Annotated in this window: 20 protein-coding genes; 3 read left to right on the plus strand and 17 right to left on the minus strand. The window is 72.3% G+C overall.

The annotated features are described in order from the left end of the window. The first annotated feature begins 50 nt into the window (after positions 1-50). Positions 51-1,004, plus strand: coding sequence for a type I pantothenate kinase (gene coaA, locus GXB85_RS01585; protein WP_161915862.1), 954 nt, complete (start codon positions 51-53; stop codon positions 1,002-1,004). Positions 1,005-1,013: 9 nt separating this feature from the next. Here the strand turns inward: coaA and GXB85_RS01590 are convergent, their stop codons facing one another. From GXB85_RS01590 to GXB85_RS01615, 6 genes are all read right to left on the minus strand, one after another. Further along, on the minus strand, positions 1,014-1,760 hold the full coding sequence (locus GXB85_RS01590) for a DedA family protein (protein WP_370523936.1): 747 nt from the start codon (positions 1,758-1,760) through the stop codon (positions 1,014-1,016). Between the two features lie 230 nt (positions 1,761-1,990). After that, positions 1,991-2,623: a peptide deformylase gene (locus GXB85_RS01595; RefSeq protein ID WP_161915863.1), complete on the minus strand. Its 633-nt coding sequence runs from the start codon at positions 2,621-2,623 to the stop codon at positions 1,991-1,993. After that, positions 2,620-3,969, minus strand: a complete 1,350-nt coding sequence (glmM, locus tag GXB85_RS01600; protein WP_161915864.1) for a phosphoglucosamine mutase — start codon at positions 3,967-3,969, stop codon at positions 2,620-2,622. The genes GXB85_RS01595 and glmM overlap by 4 nt, the downstream gene beginning before the upstream one ends. A 135-nt stretch (positions 3,970-4,104) precedes the next feature. Further along, complete coding sequence (gene rpsI / locus GXB85_RS01605) at positions 4,105-4,587, minus strand: 30S ribosomal protein S9 (protein WP_161915865.1); 483 nt, start codon at positions 4,585-4,587, stop codon at positions 4,105-4,107. A 34-nt stretch (positions 4,588-4,621) separates the two neighbouring features. Beyond that, positions 4,622-5,074 (minus strand): 50S ribosomal protein L13, encoded by a 453-nt coding sequence (gene rplM, locus GXB85_RS01610; protein ID WP_161915866.1) that lies wholly within the window; start codon positions 5,072-5,074, stop codon positions 4,622-4,624. A 200-nt stretch (positions 5,075-5,274) separates the two neighbouring features. Continuing rightward, positions 5,275-6,963, minus strand: coding sequence for an ABC-F family ATP-binding cassette domain-containing protein (locus GXB85_RS01615; protein ID WP_161915867.1), 1,689 nt, complete (start codon positions 6,961-6,963; stop codon positions 5,275-5,277). 93 nt (positions 6,964-7,056) lie between these two features. Here GXB85_RS01615 and GXB85_RS01620 point away from each other — a divergent pair, with 93 nt between their 5' ends. Next, positions 7,057-7,479 (plus strand): DUF5709 domain-containing protein, encoded by a 423-nt coding sequence (locus GXB85_RS01620; protein ID WP_161915868.1) that lies wholly within the window; start codon positions 7,057-7,059, stop codon positions 7,477-7,479. Between the two features lie 3 nt (positions 7,480-7,482). On the opposite strand, the gene truA is transcribed toward GXB85_RS01620, so the two are convergent. Further along, positions 7,483-8,391, minus strand: coding sequence for a tRNA pseudouridine(38-40) synthase TruA (gene truA, locus GXB85_RS01625; protein WP_370523937.1), 909 nt, complete (start codon positions 8,389-8,391; stop codon positions 7,483-7,485). Between the two features lie 70 nt (positions 8,392-8,461). Here truA and GXB85_RS01630 point away from each other — a divergent pair, with 70 nt between their 5' ends. After that, complete coding sequence (locus GXB85_RS01630) at positions 8,462-9,241, plus strand: ROK family protein (RefSeq protein ID WP_370523938.1); 780 nt, start codon at positions 8,462-8,464, stop codon at positions 9,239-9,241. On the opposite strand, the gene GXB85_RS01635 is transcribed toward GXB85_RS01630, so the two are convergent. The 10 genes from GXB85_RS01635 to secY all read right to left on the minus strand — a co-directional run bounded on the left by GXB85_RS01635 (position 9,182) and on the right by secY (position 16,167). Continuing rightward, positions 9,182-9,958, minus strand: coding sequence for an alpha/beta fold hydrolase (locus GXB85_RS01635; protein WP_370523939.1), 777 nt, complete (start codon positions 9,956-9,958; stop codon positions 9,182-9,184). The genes GXB85_RS01630 and GXB85_RS01635 overlap by 60 nt on opposite strands. A gap of 74 nt (positions 9,959-10,032) precedes the next feature. Continuing rightward, entirely contained in the window at positions 10,033-10,572 is a 540-nt protein-coding gene (gene rplQ, locus GXB85_RS01640) for a 50S ribosomal protein L17 (protein ID WP_161915871.1), read from the minus strand. Between the two features lie 68 nt (positions 10,573-10,640). Further along, positions 10,641-11,645 carry a DNA-directed RNA polymerase subunit alpha gene (locus tag GXB85_RS01645; RefSeq protein WP_161915872.1) on the minus strand — a complete coding sequence of 335 codons (1,005 nt, stop codon included), beginning with the start codon at positions 11,643-11,645 and terminating at the stop codon, positions 10,641-10,643. 140 nt (positions 11,646-11,785) lie between these two features. Next, entirely contained in the window at positions 11,786-12,190 is a 405-nt protein-coding gene (gene rpsK / locus GXB85_RS01650; protein ID WP_161915873.1) for a 30S ribosomal protein S11, read from the minus strand. Positions 12,191-12,268: 78 nt separating this feature from the next. Continuing rightward, positions 12,269-12,649 carry a 30S ribosomal protein S13 gene (rpsM, locus tag GXB85_RS01655; RefSeq protein ID WP_161915874.1) on the minus strand — a complete coding sequence of 127 codons (381 nt, stop codon included), beginning with the start codon at positions 12,647-12,649 and terminating at the stop codon, positions 12,269-12,271. Positions 12,650-12,828: 179 nt separating this feature from the next. Further along, positions 12,829-12,942: a 50S ribosomal protein L36 gene (gene rpmJ, locus GXB85_RS01660; RefSeq protein ID WP_003956441.1), complete on the minus strand. Its 114-nt coding sequence runs from the start codon at positions 12,940-12,942 to the stop codon at positions 12,829-12,831. Positions 12,943-13,026: 84 nt separating this feature from the next. Next, the gene (gene infA / locus GXB85_RS01665) at positions 13,027-13,248 is read right to left on the minus strand and encodes a translation initiation factor IF-1 (RefSeq protein WP_012867920.1); all 222 of its coding nucleotides are present in this window, start codon (positions 13,246-13,248) and stop codon (positions 13,027-13,029) included. A gap of 201 nt (positions 13,249-13,449) precedes the next feature. Continuing rightward, positions 13,450-14,277 carry a type I methionyl aminopeptidase gene (gene map, locus GXB85_RS01670; RefSeq protein WP_161915875.1) on the minus strand — a complete coding sequence of 276 codons (828 nt, stop codon included), beginning with the start codon at positions 14,275-14,277 and terminating at the stop codon, positions 13,450-13,452. 13 nt (positions 14,278-14,290) lie between these two features. Beyond that, on the minus strand, positions 14,291-14,875 hold the full coding sequence (locus GXB85_RS01675) for an adenylate kinase (RefSeq protein ID WP_161915876.1): 585 nt from the start codon (positions 14,873-14,875) through the stop codon (positions 14,291-14,293). After that, complete coding sequence (gene secY / locus GXB85_RS01680) at positions 14,872-16,167, minus strand: preprotein translocase subunit SecY (protein WP_161915877.1); 1,296 nt, start codon at positions 16,165-16,167, stop codon at positions 14,872-14,874. Before secY ends, GXB85_RS01675 begins: the two co-directional genes overlap by 4 nt. Positions 16,168-16,177: the final 10 nt, after the last annotated feature.

Below are 16,177 nucleotides of genomic sequence, written 5' to 3' on the forward strand. Positions count from 1 at the left end.
TGCTCGGGCGGGCGGCCACGGGCCCGGGCCTCGTCGGGCAGAATGCTCGCGTGCCCTCCGCCGACCTCGTGCCGTCGACGCCGTACGTCGACCTCGACCGCGAGGCATGGAGCCGGCTCTCGGCCTCGACCCCTCTCCCCCTGACGGATGCGGACGTCGAGCACCTGCGCGGGCTCGGCGACCCGGTGGACCTGGCCGAGGTCGACGCCGTGTACCGACCGCTGTCGCGGCTGCTCAACCTCTACGTGACCGCGACCGGCGCGCTCCACGAGGCGTCGTCGACCTTCCTCGGCGAGGCCGCCGCCCGCACGCCGTACGTGATCGGCATCGCCGGCTCTGTCGCCGTCGGCAAGTCGACGACCGCTCGCGTGCTCCGCGAGCTGCTCGCCCGCTGGCCGGAGACGCCCCGGGTCGAGCTGGTCACGACCGACGGGTTCCTGCTGCCGAACGCAGAGCTCGCCCGGCGCGGGCTCATGGAGCGCAAGGGCTTCCCGGAGTCCTACGACCGGCGCGCGCTCCTGCGCTTCCTGGCCGCCGTCAAGGCCGGCCGTCCCGAGGTGCGCGCACCCGTCTACTCGCACCTCTCCTACGACATCGTGCCGGGTGAGCACGTCGTCGTGCGACGGCCGGACGTGCTGGTGGTCGAGGGTCTCAACGTCCTCCAGCCGGCGCGCCCCACCGCCGTGGGCGGCTCGAGCCTCGCCGTCAGCGACTTCTTCGACTTCTCGATCTACGTCGACGCGCGCACGGACGACGTGCGCCAGTGGTACGTCGACCGCTTCCTGTCCCTGCGGCACTCGGCGTTCGCCGACCCGGGCTCGTACTTCCACCGGTACGCGTCGCTCGACGACGACGAGGCCATCACCACGGCCGAGCGCATCTGGGACACGATCAACGCGCCCAACCTCGAGCAGAACATCCTGCCCACGCGGGGCCGCGCCACGCTCGTGCTGCGCAAGGGCCGTGACCACGCGGTCGAGCGCGTGCGCCTGCGCAAGCTCTGAGAGCCGGTCTCAGCGCGGCGGTGCGCCGGCCTCGGCGGGGGCCGGGTCGACGTCGGTGACGACACCCGGGGCGAGCAGCGGCACGCCGTCGTCGGGCCCCTCGGTCAGGCCTCCGGCCGGGGCGTCCGGGACCACTCCTCGTCGCCCCCGGCGGCCCCGCAGCACCCGCTTGACCACCGGGTCGATCAGCGTCCCGAGCAGCAGACCACCCGCGACACCCACGACGACCGCGAGCAGCGGGTGCTCCTTGAGCCACACCCCCGCACCGATGCCCAGGAGCACCGAGTACACGGACCAGGTGACGGCCGCGATCGCCGCGAGCACGGTGAACCGCGTGCGGCTGAAGCCGACGGCGCCTGCCGTCATGTTCACCGCGACACGACCGATCGGCACGTACCGCGCAGCGATGATGAAGGCGGCTCCCCTGTCGGCGAGCGCGCGCTCGGCCCAGCCGAGCGCGGCCTGCGCTCGACGGCCCTGCATGAAGCGCAGGCTGCGCACCGGGATCCGCTGCCCGATCGAGTAGGCGATCTGGTCGCCCGTGAACGCGCCCGCGGCGGCGACCGCACCGAGCACCCAGAAGTTGGGCTCCCCGCTCGAGACCGAGAGCGCGGCGAGCGCGATGATGACGCTCTCGCTCGGGATCGGCGGGAAGAACCCGTCGATCGTCGCGAACGCGTACAGCGCCACGAACACCCAGGGTGAGCCCGCGAGCGCGATCACCCACGAGGTGAGCGCCGTCAGCAGCTCCTCCACCAGATCTCCTGCTCGTCGGCGCCGCGGTGACGGCGATCGGCTGCGGCCGGTCGGCCGAGAACCACGCTAGGGGACCGCGGTGGCCGGGCGACATGGGGATTTCCCCCCATCCGTACCCTGGGACCACCCCGACCGGGTTCGAGCTCGATCCTCGCGCACCGCCGGGCACGCGACGTCCGTCGGACGGATGAACATCTCGTGACGCACGTCCACCCATGGGAGGGGGTGCCCTACGGGAGCGGGAACCCGAGGGTGCGTGCCGCGCGCTCGGCCGTGACGTCGGCCCAGCGCTGGGCATTGGTCGGCCCCACGAGGGAGCGCATGTGGGCGCGGTCGACGTAGAGGGTCCCGCGCAGGTGGTCGGTCTCGTGCTGGACGATCCGCGCCGGCCAGCCCACGAGCTCCTCGTCGAGCGCGGCGCCCGTCTCGTCCTGGCCCGTGAGCCGCACCCGCCGCCAGCGCGGGGTCACGGCCTGCCACCCCTCGACGCTGAGGCAGCCCTCGTAGAAACCCACCCGCTCGTCACCCACCGGCTCGTAGTGGGGGTTCACGAGCACGCGGAACGGGACGGGGGTGCGCTCGCGCGCGGTCGCGTACTCGTCGTCCGCGGGCCAGGTGTCCTCGACCACGGCGAGCGCGAGGCCCAGGCCCACCTGGGGAGCGGCGAGCCCCACGCCGGGCGCGGCGAGCATCGTCTCCCGCATGGTGCGGAGCAGCTCCGCGAGGAGCGCGTCGTCGAGCTCCCCGTCGTAGGGCGTCGCGGGTGCGCGCAGCACCGGGTCGCCGGCCTGGACGATCGGCAACGGACGCGGGCCGGCCAGGAGCTGCTCGACCCGGGCCCGGACCTCGGCGGGACCCGTCACAGCGCGAGGTGGGTCTTGACCACCCCGGCGAGGCGGTCGGCGACCTGCTCCGCGCGGTCCTGCTGCGCGGCCTCGACCATGACGCGGACGACGGGCTCGGTGCCCGAAGGACGCAGCAGCACCCGCCCCTCGCGGCCCAGCTCGGCCTCGGCGTCGGCGACAGCGCTCAGCACGGCGTCGTCGCTGGTGGCGCGCGTGCGGTCGACCCCCGACACGTTGACGAGCACCTGCGGGAGCCTGCGCACGGCCCCGGCGAGGTCGGCCAGGCTGCGCGAGGTCTGCGCGACGCGCGCCGCGAGCTGGAGCGCGGTCAGCGTGCCGTCCCCGGTCGTCGCGTGCTCGGCCAGGATCAGGTGCCCGGACTGCTCACCACCCAGGCTGTAGCCGTGCGCGCGCATCTCCTCGAGCACGTAGCGGTCCCCGACCCCCGTCTGCACGGTGCGCACACCCGCGTCGGCCATCGCCAGCTGGAGGCCGAGGTTGCTCATCACCGTGGTGACGAGGGTGTCCTGGGCCAGCTCACCGCGCTCCTTGAGCGCGACCGCGAGGATCCCCATGATCTGGTCGCCGTCGACGAGCGCGCCGGCCGCGTCGACCGCGAGGCACCTGTCGGCGTCGCCGTCGAGCGCGACGCCGAGGTGCGCGCCGGCCGCGACGACGGCGGCCTGGAGCTGCTCGGGGTGGGTCGACCCGCACTTCTCGTTGATGTTGCGACCGTCGGGCGACGCGTTGATGACCACGACGTCCGCCCCCGCGGCGCGCAGGGCGGCCGGTGCGACCTCGCTGGCCGCGCCATTGGCGCAGTCGATCGCGATGCGCAGCCCGTCGAGCTGCGCGGGGAGCGTCCCCACGAGGTGCTCGACGTACGTCGAGCCCGCCATGCCGACGTCCTGGGTGATGCGGCCGACGGCGGCGCCCGTGGGACGGTCCCAGGGCTCACGCATGCGGGCCTCGATCGCGTCCTCGACGTCGTCGGGGAGCTTGTGGCCGCCACGCGTGAAGAACTTGATGCCGTTGTCCGGCATCGGGTTGTGCGACGCCGAGAGCATGACGCCCAGATCCACCTCGAGCGCGCCCGTCAGGTGCGCGACACCGGGGGTGGGCAGCACACCGACGTTCACGACGTCGACACCGGCGCTCGCGAGGCCTGCGGCGACCGCGGCCGAGAGGAACTCGCCCGACGCCCGCGGGTCGCGACCGATCACCGCGCGCGGACGGTGTCCCTCGAACGCGCCTGACGCGCCGAGCACGTGGGCCGCCGCGACGGCGACGTCCAGCGCGAGCTCGGCCGTGACGTCACGGTTGGCGACGCCGCGCACTCCGTCGGTTCCGAAAAGCCGACCCATGGGTCCTCCTCGTCTCGCCCCCGTGCGGGACGTCGGCTGGCGCCGCACGCTCCGAGGAGGCCTGCCTGCTCCGGACGGCCGAACGGCCCCGATGGTGACCATCGGGGCCGTCGGTCGAGATCGACGCTGCGTGGATCAGCGCTTGGAGTACTGGGGCGCCTTGCGGGCCTTCTTGAGACCGGCCTTCTTGCGCTCGACGACGCGCGCGTCACGCGTGAGGAAGCCCGCCTTCTTGAGCGCCGGGCGGTTGCTCTCCGCGTCGATCGCGTTCAGCGCACGGGCGATGCCGAGGCGCAGCGCACCGGCCTGGCCGGACACCCCGCCGCCGTCGATGCGCGCGATCACGTCGAAGCGGCCCTCGACGTCGACGAGCTTCAGCGGGCTGTTCACCAGCTGCTGGTGGACCTTGTTCGGGAAGTACTCCTCGAGCGTGCGCCCGTTGATCTTCCACTGGCCCGAACCGGGGACGAGGCGCACACGCGCCACGGCCTCCTTGCGCCGGCCGAGCGCCTGCCCGGGGGCGGTGAGGCTCTGGCCCCGGCCCGTGGGGGCCACGGTCTCGGAGGTGTAGCTCGAGGGGGTCTCCTCGACCTCGGTGTCTGCGGTGGTGTCGGCCACTGGTGGTGTCCTCGCGTCCTGGGTGGGTGGTGCCTCAGGCCTTGGCCTGGGCGACCTGGGTGATCTCGAAGGGCTGGGGCTTCTGCGCCGCGTGCGGGTGCTCCGGTCCGGCGTAGACCTTGAGCTTGCCGATCTGGTTGCGGCCGAGCGAGGTCTTGGGGAGCATGCCGCGCACGGCCTTCTCCACCGCACGCTCGGGCTTCTTCGCGAGCAGCTCCGAGTAGGGCACCGCGCGCAGACCGCCCGGGTAGCCCGAGTGGCGGTAGGCGAGCTTCTGCTCGCGCTTGTTGCCGGTCAGCGCCACCTTGTCCGCGTTGACGACGATGACGAAGTCACCGTTGTCCACGTGGGGCGCGAAGGTCGCCTTGTGCTTGCCGCGCAGCAGCGTCGCGACCTGGGAGGCGAGGCGGCCGAGGACGACGTCGGTCGCGTCGATGACGTGCCAGGTCCGCTCGACGTCGCCGGGCTTCGGGGTGTACGTGCGCACGGGTCGTAGCCTTCGTTTCGGTGGTGCTGAATGAGTGGCACCGGGCCGACCGCGCCGCGCGTTCGCACGCACCGCTCAGGTGGGACCCGATGGGGTCGTGACATCCATGCGCATACCGCGAGGGCACGCCTAGGACGCACAACGACACGCCAGAGTACCCGCCGCCTCGCCGGGGGGTCAAAACGTGCTCGGGCGCCCGGTCAGCGGGCCCGCCGCACGCGCGCGACGTCCCACACCGCCTCGGGCGTCTCGACCACCTCGCCGTCGGCGCCGAACACCAGGAACCTGTCGAAGCCCCGCGCGAACCACCTGTCGTGCGTCACTGCGACGACCGTGCCCTCGAAGGCCTCGAGGCCGCGCTCGAGGGCCTCCGCGGAGTGCAGGTCGAGGTTGTCGGTCGGCTCGTCCAGCAGCAGCAGGGTCGCGCCGCCGAGCTCGAGCAGCAGGATCTCGAACCGTGCCTGCTGGCCACCCGAGAGCGTCCCGTACGTCTGCTCGGCCGCCGCCACGAGCTCGTAGCGGTCGAGCGCCTTGCTCGCCTGCTCCCGCCCCATTCCCGCCCTGGCCCCCTCTCCCCGGTGCAGGATCTCGAGCAGAGTACGGTCTGCGAGCTCGGGGTGGACGTCGTCCTGTGCGAACCACCCGGGACGCACGCGAGAGCCGAGCGTGACGCGACCGGTGTGCCGCACGGGCTCCGCGCCACGCGTGCCGGCGCCGACCGGACCCTGGGCCGGGTCGGGGTCGCTCCCGCCGGCCGCGAGCAGCCGGAGGAAGTGGGACTTGCCCGACCCGTTCGAGCCGAGCACCGCGACCCGCTCACCGAACCAGACCTCGAGGTCGAAGGGCCGCATCAGATCGGTGAGCTCGAGGCCCTCCGCCACGACGGCACGCTTGGCCGTGCGCCCACCCACGAGCCTGACGCGGACGTCCTGCTCGCGCGCCATCACCGGCGGCGGACCGGCCTCCTCGAACTTGCGCAGGCGGGTCTGGGCCGCCTGGTAGCGCGAGGCGAGCCCGTCGTTGAACGCCGCCTTCGTCCGCAGGGTGTGCACGAGGTCGCGGAGCTTGGACCGCTCCTCCTCCCAGCGCCGCGTCAGCTCGGCGGACCGCGCGACCCGGTCGGCGCGCGCCCGGCCGAAGGTCGCGAACCCCGCGCCGTGCACCCACAGCGTGGAGCCCGCCGGCGTGGGCTCCAGGCTCGCGACCTGGGTCGCGGAGCGCGCCAGGAGCTCACGGTCGTGGCTCACGAAGAGGACGGTCTTGGGCGAGGCCGCGAGCTGCTCCTCGAGCCAGCGCTTCGTCGGCACGTCCAGGTAGTTGTCCGGCTCGTCGAGCAGGAGCACCTCGTCGGGACCGCGGAGCAGGGCCTCGAGCACGAGACGCTTCTGCTCACCGCCGGACAGGCTGCGCACCTCGCGGTGCTGGGCACGCTCGAAGGGCGTCGAGAGGACGGCGTCGGTCGCCTTGTCCCAGCCCACCTCGGACTCGTAGCCCCCGACGTCGGCCCAGTCCGCGAGCGCCTGGGCGTAGCGCATCTGGGTCGGCTCGTCGTCGACCTCCATCATCGCGAGCTCGGCGGCCGTCAGCTCGGTCGCGGCGGAGGCGACCGCCGGCGGCGCCAGGGCCGCGAGGAGATCGCGCACCGAGCGGTCGTCGTCGATCCTTCCGACCATCTGGCGCATCACGCCGAGACCGCCGCTGCGCACGACTCCACCGGAATGTGGCTGCTCGTCGCCCGCGACGATGCGCAGCAGCGTCGTCTTGCCGGCACCGTTGGGACCGACCAGCGCCACCTTCGCCCCGTCGGCCACCCGCAGGTCCACGTCGGAGAGCAGCGGACGCCCGTCGGGCAGCACGTAGCCGACGCCGGAGATGTCGAGGTGGCCCATGGGTCCAGTCTCCCCGTGCGCGCCCCTGTGCGGCGAACGGATTGCGGGCTCCTGCGGATGCGCACGCCACCGTCGGGTGCCACCGTGGACGGCATGAGCACCGACGACGGCGACACCCCGGCCACGAGCCCGGCCCCCGAGCAGGTGGCCGAGGGCGACACCAACCAGCTCGACGCCCAGGAGACCCTGGTCGACCGCGGGACCGAGGACGTGCTCGACGAGGGCTACGTGCCGCCCGACCGCCCGCCGAACCCCCACCGGCTCGAGACCGAGGTCGAGCAGCTCGAGGGCGAGAACCTCGACGAGCGGCTCGCGCAGGAGGAGCCGGAGGTCTGGGAGGCCGAGGGACCGGCGGCTGGCGCGCGCGAGCCCGACCGCGCGGGGCGCCTCGCCGCCGACTCGACCGAGGCCAGCGGCGACACCGCGACGAGCCTCATGGCCGTCGACGAGGGCATCTCGGGCGGTGCCGCGAGCGCCGAGGAGGCCGCCGTGCACGTGCTCGACGAGGACCGCTGAGCGTCAGCGCGTGACGACCTCGTGCGCCTCGCGGCGCGCACGAGTCACCCGGGCGCGCTCGGCGAGCCGGCCGTCCTCGGGGTAGGTGACCTCCTCGAGGGTCAGCCCGTGCGCGGGTGCCGTCGGAGCCGCGGCCTCGCGCCTGCGCAGCTCGAGCAGCCCCGCGACCCAGGAGCTCTCGCGACGGCCCTCGCCGACGGCGAGCAACGCGCCCATCAGCGCGCGGACCATCGAGTGGCAGAACGCGTCGGCCGCCACGGTCGCGACCACCAGGCCGACGTCCGGCCCTTCGGACGGCCGCTCGACGTCGAGCCGCTCGAGCGTCCGGATGGTGGTGGCGCCGGGCCGAGGACGGCAGAAGGCCGCGAAGTCGTGGCGCCCGACGAGCCGGCGCGCCGCGGAGGCCATGGCGGCCACGTCGAGCGGGCGGCGGTGCTGGACGACGGACGCCCGGCGAAGGGGGTCGACGCACTCGGGTCGGTCGGCGAGCCGGTAGTCGTAGCGCCTGGCGAGGGCCGAGAACCGTGCGTCGAACCCCGCAGGCGCGGGGGCCGCCCGGTGCACGACGACGTCCGGCGGCAGCACCCCCGTGAGCCGACGGACGAGGGCGGGGCCGGGCTCGAGCTCGAGGCGCCCCCGGACCGCGGCCCACGTGTCCGGGCCGACGTCGACGTGGGCGACCTGGCCGCGGGCGTGCACCCCCGCGTCGGTGCGTCCCGCGACCGTGAGCCGGGGCGGCGGTGTCCGCAGCACGGTGCCGAGTGCGGTCTCGAGCGTCCCCTGGACCGTCCGCAGCCCGGGCTGAGTCGCCCAGCCCGCGAAGTGGGTGCCGTCGTAGGCAAGGTCGAGCCGGATGCGCAGCGACGCGTCGTCCGGCGGCACGGACGGAGCGGAGGGGGCGGGGCCGGTCACCGGGCCACGGTACCGACCCCGCGTCGCACGCCGCTGGCGGGTGGTGTGCGCCCGCGCCTATCGTCGGGCCGTGAACGGTGGCGTCGACGAGGGTCGCACCCTCGCGGTCGACTGCGGCGGTGGCGGCATCAAGGCCTCGGTGCTCGACGCGGCGGGCACCCTCCACGTGCCGCCCGTGCGCGTCCCCACGCCCTACCCGCTCCCACCCGAGCGACTCGTCGCCACCGTCGTGGAGCTCGCAGGCGGTCTTCCCGCGGCAGACCGCGCCACGGTGGGCATGCCCGGCATGATCCGCCACGGGGTGGTCATCGCTACCCCGCACTACGTGACCCGTAGCGGACCCCGGAGCCGCGTCGACCCCGACCTCGTGGCCGTGTGGGCGGGACGCGACATGGCGGCCGCGTTCGGTGAAGCGCTCGGTATGCCGACGCTCGTGCTCAACGACGCCGAGGTCCACGGCGCGGGGGTCGTCGCGGGCTCCGGGCTCGAGCTGGTCCTCACCCTCGGCACCGGCCTCGGCTCCGCGCTGTTCGACGGAGGAGTGCTCGCCCCCCACCTCGAGCTCTCGCACGCCCCGGTGCGCTGGGGCGTCACCTACGACGCCTACCTCGGCGAGCACGAACGTCGCAGGCTGGGCGACGCCGCGTGGTCACGGCGCGTGCGACGTGCCGTCGAGGGGCTACGCCCCGTCGTCCACTGGGACAGGCTGTACATCGGTGGCGGCAACGCCCGCCGCATCCGTCCGACCACGGTCGAGGCCCTGGGGGACGACGTCGTCGTCGTGCCCAACTCAGCCGGGATCGTGGGCGGCGTCCGCGCGTGGCAGCTCCCCCGGGGCGGGGCCGACTGAACCGGTCGACAGCTCGTCGAGCGCCTCGAGCACCACGCGGGTGAACGCCACCGGCCTGACGAGGTTGACCAGGTGGGTGGCACCGGGCACAAGGACGCGGCGCGCCTCGGGGCGCGCGCGAAGGTAGGCGCCCTCCCCCGCCCGGAAGTGGTCCCAGCGCCCGCTGACGAGCCACACCGGGCACCGCAGCCGGGCGAGGTCGCCGAGGACGTCCAGGCGTGGGACCTCACCCAGGAGGTCGACCATGACGTCCAGCGCGAACCCGCCCTCGGCCAGCGCGGCTGCCCCGTCGGGGGGCAACGCACGGTCGACGAGCGCCTGGTTGAGCCACGCACCCCTGTCCGGCAGCCGGGCGATGAGGCGCGCAGCCGTCCGCCACGCGGTCGTCACGGCCTGGTCGGGACGTGTGCTGCAGCCCGCCGCGACGAGACCCGCGACGCGCTGCGGGGTGCGCGCCGCGGCCGCGATGCCCAGGTAACCCCCCAGGCTGAGGCCGACGACCAGGGCGGGCGTACCGAGCCGTTCGAGCTCCGCCTCGATCGTCGCGAGCGCGGTGTCGACGGCGAACCGCTCGCCACGGCGGCGACCGTGGCCCGGGAGGTCGATCGCGTGTGCCCGGTGACCGGCTCGCCGGAGCGCGTCGAGCTGCGGCGACCACATGGTCCGCGACGCGCGCGCCCCGTGGAGCAGCAGCACGGGCGGGCTCTCGGGTAGCACTCGACCACGCTACCGAGGCCGGGGACGACGCAGGGCCCGGACCGCGCGGTCCGGGCCCTGCGTGCGACGCGTTGTCAGGCCTTGGCGTCGTCCGTCGACGTCTCGGCGTCGCCGGTCGCCTCGGGCTCGACGACGGTCGACTCCTCGGCGGTCGGCTCGGCGGCCGTCGTCTCGGCGGCTGCCTCGGCCTCCGTCGGCTTCACCGCGCGCTTGGTGGCCTTCTCGGCCTCGCGCACCGTCGCCTGCTTCGGGCTGACCGGCTCGAGGACGAGCTCGATGACCGCCATGGGGGCGTTGTCACCCTTGCGGTTGCCGACCTTGGTGATGCGCGTGTAGCCACCCTGACGCTCGGCCATCGCGGGAGCGATCTCGGTGAAGAGCTCGTGCACGACGCTCTTGTCACGGACGACGGTCAGCACGCGACGGCGCGAGTGCAGGTCACCGCGCTTGGCGAACGTGATCATCCGCTCCGCGAGCGGCCGCAGGCGCTTCGCCTTGGTCTCGGTCGTGGTGATCCGGCGGTGCTCGAACAGGCTCGTCGCCAGGTTGGCGAGGATGCGCCGCTCGTGCGCCGGGCCACCTCCGAGCCGCGGACCCTTGGTGGGCGTGGGCATGGTCTGTTCTCCTCAGTTCTCGAAGATCCTGGGACCGTCCGGGCCTCGCCCGGCGGTCCTCCACGGCATCAGGACAGCTCGTCCTCGGTGTACTCGGCCTCGTCGTAGTAGGCCGCCGACGACGGGTCGAAGTCGATCGGGCTGTCCTTGAGGGACAGACCGAGGCCGGCGAGCTTCTCCTTGACCTCGGTGATGGACTTCGCACCGAAGTTGCGGATGTCGAGCAGGTCGGCCTCGCTGCGCGCCACGAGCTCACCCACGGTGTGGATGCCCTCGCGCTTGAGGCAGTTGTACGAGCGGATCGTGAGCTGGAGCTCCTCGACCGGGAGCGCGAGGTCTGCGGCGAGCGCGGCGTCGGTCGGCGACGGGCCGATCTCGATGCCCTCCGCCTCGACGTTCAGCTCGCGGGCGAGGCCGAACAGCTCGACGAGGGTCTTGCCCGCCGAGGCGAGCGCGTCGCGCGGGCTGATCGCCGCCTTGGTCTCGACGTCGACGACGAGCTTGTCGAAGTCCGTCCGCTGCTCGACACGCGTGGCCTCGACCTTGTAGGTCACCTTGAGGACCGGGGAGTAGATCGAGTCCACGGGGACGCGACCGATCTCGGTCTCGTACGACTTGTTCTGCTGGGCGGAGACGTAACCGCGGCCGCGCTCGACCGTGAGCTCGATCTCGAGCTTGCCCTTGCCGTTGAGCGTGGCGATGTGCAGGTCGGGGTTGTGCACCTCGACACCCGCGGGCGGCGTGATGTCGGCGGCCGTGACCGTCCCGGGGCCCTGCTTGCGCAGGTACATCACCACGGGCTCGTCGTTCTCGGACGAGACCACGAGCTCCTTGATGTTCAGGATGATCTCGGTGACGTCCTCCTTGGCACCCGTCACCGTGCTGAACTCGTGGAGCACGCCGTCGATGCGGATGCTCGTCACGGCGGCGCCGGGGATCGACGAGAGCAGGGTGCGGCGCAGGGAGTTGCCGAGGGTGTAGCCGAAGCCGGGCTCGAGCGGCTCGATGACGAACCGCGAGCGGTGCTCGGAGATGACCTCTTCGGTCAGGGTGGGGCGCTGTGCGATCAGCACGGTGGGTGTCCTCTCAGTGTGCGTCCGCCATATGACGCATCACGGGTCCCGTGGGTCTCTGTCCACCCGCGGGGGTCCTGCAGGCGGCCCGCGAAGGGCCTGCCGCGCCGGGGCACCCGGAGGTGCCCCGGCACGGGTGGTCAGACGCGCCGACGCTTCGGCGGCCGGCAGCCGTTGTGCGCCTGGGGCGTGACGTCCTGGATCGAGCCGACCTCGAGGCCGGTCGCCTGGAGCGAGCGGATCGCCGTCTCGCGACCCGAACCCGGGCCCTTGACGAAGACGTCGACCTTCTTCATGCCGTGCTCCTGCGCACGGCGGGCGGCGGCCTCGGCAGCGAGCTGGGCGGCGAACGGGGTCGACTTGCGCGAACCCTTGAAGCCGACCTGGCCCGAGGAGGCCCAGGCGATCACGGCCCCGGACGGGTCGGTGATCGAGACGATCGTGTTGTTGAACGTGCTCTTGATGTGGGCCTGGCCCACGGCGACGTTCTTCTTCTCCTTGCGACGCGGCTTGCGTGCCGCCGAGGTGCGGGTCTTGGGAGGCATGGGAGTCCTTTGTCTGGTCTGAGGTCGTCGGACCGCCGCGGTCGGGAGCGTGCCCGTGCACCCGCGGCGGACTGCTGGCTACTTGCGCCCGGCCTTCTTCTTGCCGGCCACGGTGCGCTTCGGGCCCTTGCGGGTACGCGCGTTGGTCTTGGTGCGCTGCCCGCGCACGGGAAGACCGCGGCGGTGGCGAATGCCCTCGTAGCTGCCGATCTCGACCTTGCGACGGATGTCCGCGGCGACCTCGCGGCGCAGGTCACCCTCGAGCTTGTAGCTGCCCTCGAGGTGGTCACGCAGCGCCACGAGCTCGGCGTCGCCGAGGTCCTTGACGCGCAGGTCCGGGCTGATCCCGGTGGCGGCCAGCGTCTGCTGGGCGCGGGTACGGCCGACGCCGTAGATGTAGGTGAGCGCAACCTCGAGCCGCTTGTCGCGGGGGAGGTCGACGCCGACGAGACGTGCCATGTGCCAGTGCTCCTGTACTGCGTCGGAGGTCTTCCGCACGGCCTCCCCGCTGTCCGCGGGCCCCGGCCTCCGACCGGGGGTTGCGTCACGAGGACGCTGACCGTGCGCTGGTCCGGCCCCGCGACGCGGGTCCGGGTGTCACTGCTCGACCTGCCAGGGCTGGGCCCCGGCGCCGGGGCTCAGCCCTGGCGCTGCTTGTGGCGCAGGTTGTCGCAGATGACCATCACGCGACCGTGCCGGCGGATCACCTTGCACTTGTCGCAGATCTTCTTGACGCTGGGCTTGACCTTCATGCTCGTTCCTCCGCCGCCGCACGCGCGCACGAGTGCGACGGGCGGCAGTGTCGATTCGGGATGATCAGCTGATCACCGGCGGACTTACTTGTAGCGGTAGACGATCCGACCGCGGGACAGGTCGTACGGGCTCAGCTCGACCACGACCCGGTCCTCGGGGAGGATCCGGATGTAGTGCTGTCGCATCTTGCCCGAGATGTGAGCCAGAACCTTGTGACCGTTGGCCAGCTCCACGCGGAACATCGCGTTCGGCAGGGCCTCGACCACGCTGCCCTCGATCTCGATGACACCGTCCTTCTTCGCCATGTCCTCCGCTAACTGTGTGACTACCTGTGGGGTGGAGCACCTCGCCCGGCGCGTCGCAGCCGTCGGCCACGCGTGTCTTGCGAGGATCGGGTCGCGCGCCGTGGTCCGGCCACCGAGCCTCTCGAGGCATCGGATGTGGATGGCAGGGCACACGCACCCGACGGATCATCCTACGGCATAGCGCCGAGGACGAGAAACGCGTCAGTCGACGTCCCAGGGCGCGACCGTCACGCCGTGACGAGCGAGGCGTTCGGCACCACCATCGGCAGCGGTCAGCACCCACAGACCGTCGGGGCCGATCGCGACCGTGTGCTCCCAGTGCGCTGCGCGCGAGCCGTCGACGGTCACGACGGTCCAGTCGTCCTCGAGCACCTGGGTCATCCGCGAGCCACGCGTGAGCATCGGCTCGATCGCGATGCACAGCCCGGGCCGAAGCCGTGGACCGCGCTCCCGGGTTCGGTAGTTGAGCACCTCCGGCGGCTGGTGCATCGCGGTACCGATGCCGTGGCCCACGTACTCCTGGACGATGCCGTACGTCGTCGGGGCCTCAGCCACCACGCCCTCGACGGCCTCGCCCACCACACCGAGCCTCTCCCCCGTCGCGAGCGCCGCGATCGCGGCCCACATCGCGTCCTCGGTGGTCTCGCTCAGTGCGACGTCGGCCGGGTCCGCCTCGGGCAGCACCGCCGTGAAGGCCGCGTCACCGTGCCAGCCGTCCACGATCGCCCCGCAGTCGACCGACACGACGTCGCCCGGCTCGAGCACGCGCGATCCCGGGATGCCGTGGACGATCTCGTCGTTGACCGACACGCACAGCGTCGCGGGGTACCCGTGGTAGCCGAGGAAGGAGGGCGTCGCGCCCGCCTCGGCGATGACCGCGGCCGCGACCGCGTCGAGATCCGCCGTCGTCGCACCCGGACGCAACGCCTCGAGGACTGCGGCGTGCGCCTCGGCGACCACGAGGCCCGCGCGCCTCATCGCGCGCACCTGCGCGCCGGTCTTGATCTCGATCCGCTCGCGTCCGAACACCGCCGTGCCGACCTCAGACCTGCGCGTCGAGGGACTCGAGGGCGGCGAGCAGACGCGCAGTGACGTCGTCGAGCTCGCCGATGCCGTCGACCTGGACGAGGAGCCCACGCTCCGCGTAGGCGGCGGTCAGCGGCGCCGTCTGCTCGGCGTAGATGTCGAGACGTCGCGCGATCGCCTCGTCGGTGTCGTCGGCCCGTCCCTCGACCTGCGCCCGCTTCTGGAGCCGTGCGAGCAGCTCCTCACGGTGCGCCGTGAGCTCGATCACGGCGTCGAGGCTCGCACCGGTGTCGGCGAGGATGCCGTCCAGCTCGACCACCTGGGCGGCGTTGCGGGGGTACCCGTCGAGGATGAACCCGGAGGCCGCGTCCGCCTGCGCGAGCCGGTCGCGCACCATGTCGTTGGTCACCTCGTCGGGGACGAGATCCCCCTTGGCCGTGATCTCCTGGACCAGCCGCCCCAACGGGGTCCCGGCCGAGATGTTGGCCCGGAAGATGTCACCGGTCGAGATGGCTGGGACGCCGAGCCGCTCGGCGAGCCGCGCGGCCTGGGTGCCCTTGCCCGCTCCCTGCGGGCCCATGATCACCAGACGTGCGCTCACCGGAGGAACCCTTCGTAGTGCCGCTGCTGGAGCTGCGACTCGATCTGCTTGACGGTCTCGAGGCCGACGCCGACGACGATGAGGATCGACGCGCCGCCGAACGGGATGTTGGTGCCGACGCCGAGCACGATGAAGGCGATCAGCGGGATCAGCGCCACGAACGCCAGGTAGAGGGAGCCCGCCGCGAGCACCCGCGTCAGGACGTAGTCGAGGTACTCCGCCGTCGGGCGCCCCGCGCGGATGCCGGGGATGAACCCACCGTACTTCTTCATGTTGTCCGCGACCTCGTCCGGGTTGAACGTGATCGCCGTGTAGAAGTACGCGAAGAAGATGATCAGGACGAGGTACAGGCCGATGTTGAGCGGCGCCCCAGGGTCGGCGACGTTCTCGCTCACCCAGACCACCCAGTCGGCGGTCTGGTCCCCGAACTGCGCGATCAGCCCCGGGATCGCGAGCAGCGAGGACGCGAAGATCACCGGGATGATCCCCGCCATGTTGATCTTGATCGGGATGTAGGTGCTCGAGCCGCCGTACATCTTGCGCCCCACCATGCGCTTCGCGTACTGGACCGGGATGCGGCGCTGGGACTGCTCGACGAAGACCACGAGGCCGATGACGAGCACGATGATCACCATGACGATGGCGAACTTGGTGATGCCGTCGTCCGAGCCGGCGATCGACCACATCGCGGCCGGGAAGGTCGCGGCGATCGAGGTGAAGATGAGCAGCGACATGCCGTTGCCGATGCCCCGCTCGGTGATGAGCTCGCCCAGCCACATGATCAGCGTCGTGCCCGCGGTCATCGTGATGACCATCAGCACGATCGTCATGATCCCGTCGTTGGGGATGATCGGGACCGTGCAGCCCGGGAAGAGGAGGTCGTTGCGCGCCACGGTGATGACGGTCGTCGACTGGAGGATCGCCAGGCCGATCGTCATGTAGCGCGTGTACTGCGTGAGCTGGGTCTGCCCCTGCTGGCCCTCCTTGTGGAGGGCCTCGAACCGTGGGATCACGACGCGCAACAGCTGCGTGATGATGCTCGCGGTGATGTAGGGCATGATCCCGAGCGCGAAGATCGACAGCTGCAGCAGCGCACCGCCGCTGAAGAGGTTGACGAGCCCGAGCAGCGTGTTGTCCTGCGACTGTGCCACGCACTGCTGCACGTTGGTGTAGTCGACGCCCGGCGTCGGGATGAACGACCCGACACGGAAGATCGCCATGATCGAGATCGTGAACAGCAGCTTGCGCCGCAGGTCGGGCGTCCGGAACGCCCGCACGAATGCGCTGAGCACTAGTCCTCCT

It is taken from the genome of Cellulomonas sp. APG4, from assembly GCF_009996735.1.
Taxonomy (GTDB): Bacteria; Actinomycetota; Actinomycetes; order Actinomycetales; family Cellulomonadaceae; genus Actinotalea.

Bases quoted from the DNA above. Each gene is read 5' to 3' on its own strand.
- GXB85_RS01615 (WP_161915867.1), bottom strand. From the start codon at position 6,963: ATGGGCCACCTCGACATCTCCGGCGTCGGCTACGTGCTGCCCGACGGG.
- rpmJ (WP_003956441.1), bottom strand. From the start codon at position 12,942: ATGAAGGTCAAGCCCAGCGTCAAGAAGATCTGCGACAAGTGCAAGGTG.
- rpsM (WP_161915874.1), bottom strand. From the start codon at position 12,649: ATGGCACGTCTCGTCGGCGTCGACCTCCCCCGCGACAAGCGGCTCGAG.
- infA (WP_012867920.1), bottom strand. From the start codon at position 13,248: ATGGCGAAGAAGGACGGTGTCATCGAGATCGAGGGCAGCGTGGTCGAG.
- rpsK (WP_161915873.1), bottom strand. From the start codon at position 12,190: ATGCCTCCCAAGACCCGCACCTCGGCGGCACGCAAGCCGCGTCGCAAG.
- rplQ (WP_161915871.1), bottom strand. From the start codon at position 10,572: ATGCCCACGCCCACCAAGGGTCCGCGGCTCGGAGGTGGCCCGGCGCAC.
- glmM (WP_161915864.1), bottom strand. From the start codon at position 3,969: ATGGGTCGGCTTTTCGGAACCGACGGAGTGCGCGGCGTCGCCAACCGT.
- GXB85_RS01620 (WP_161915868.1), top strand. From the start codon at position 7,057: ATGAGCACCGACGACGGCGACACCCCGGCCACGAGCCCGGCCCCCGAG.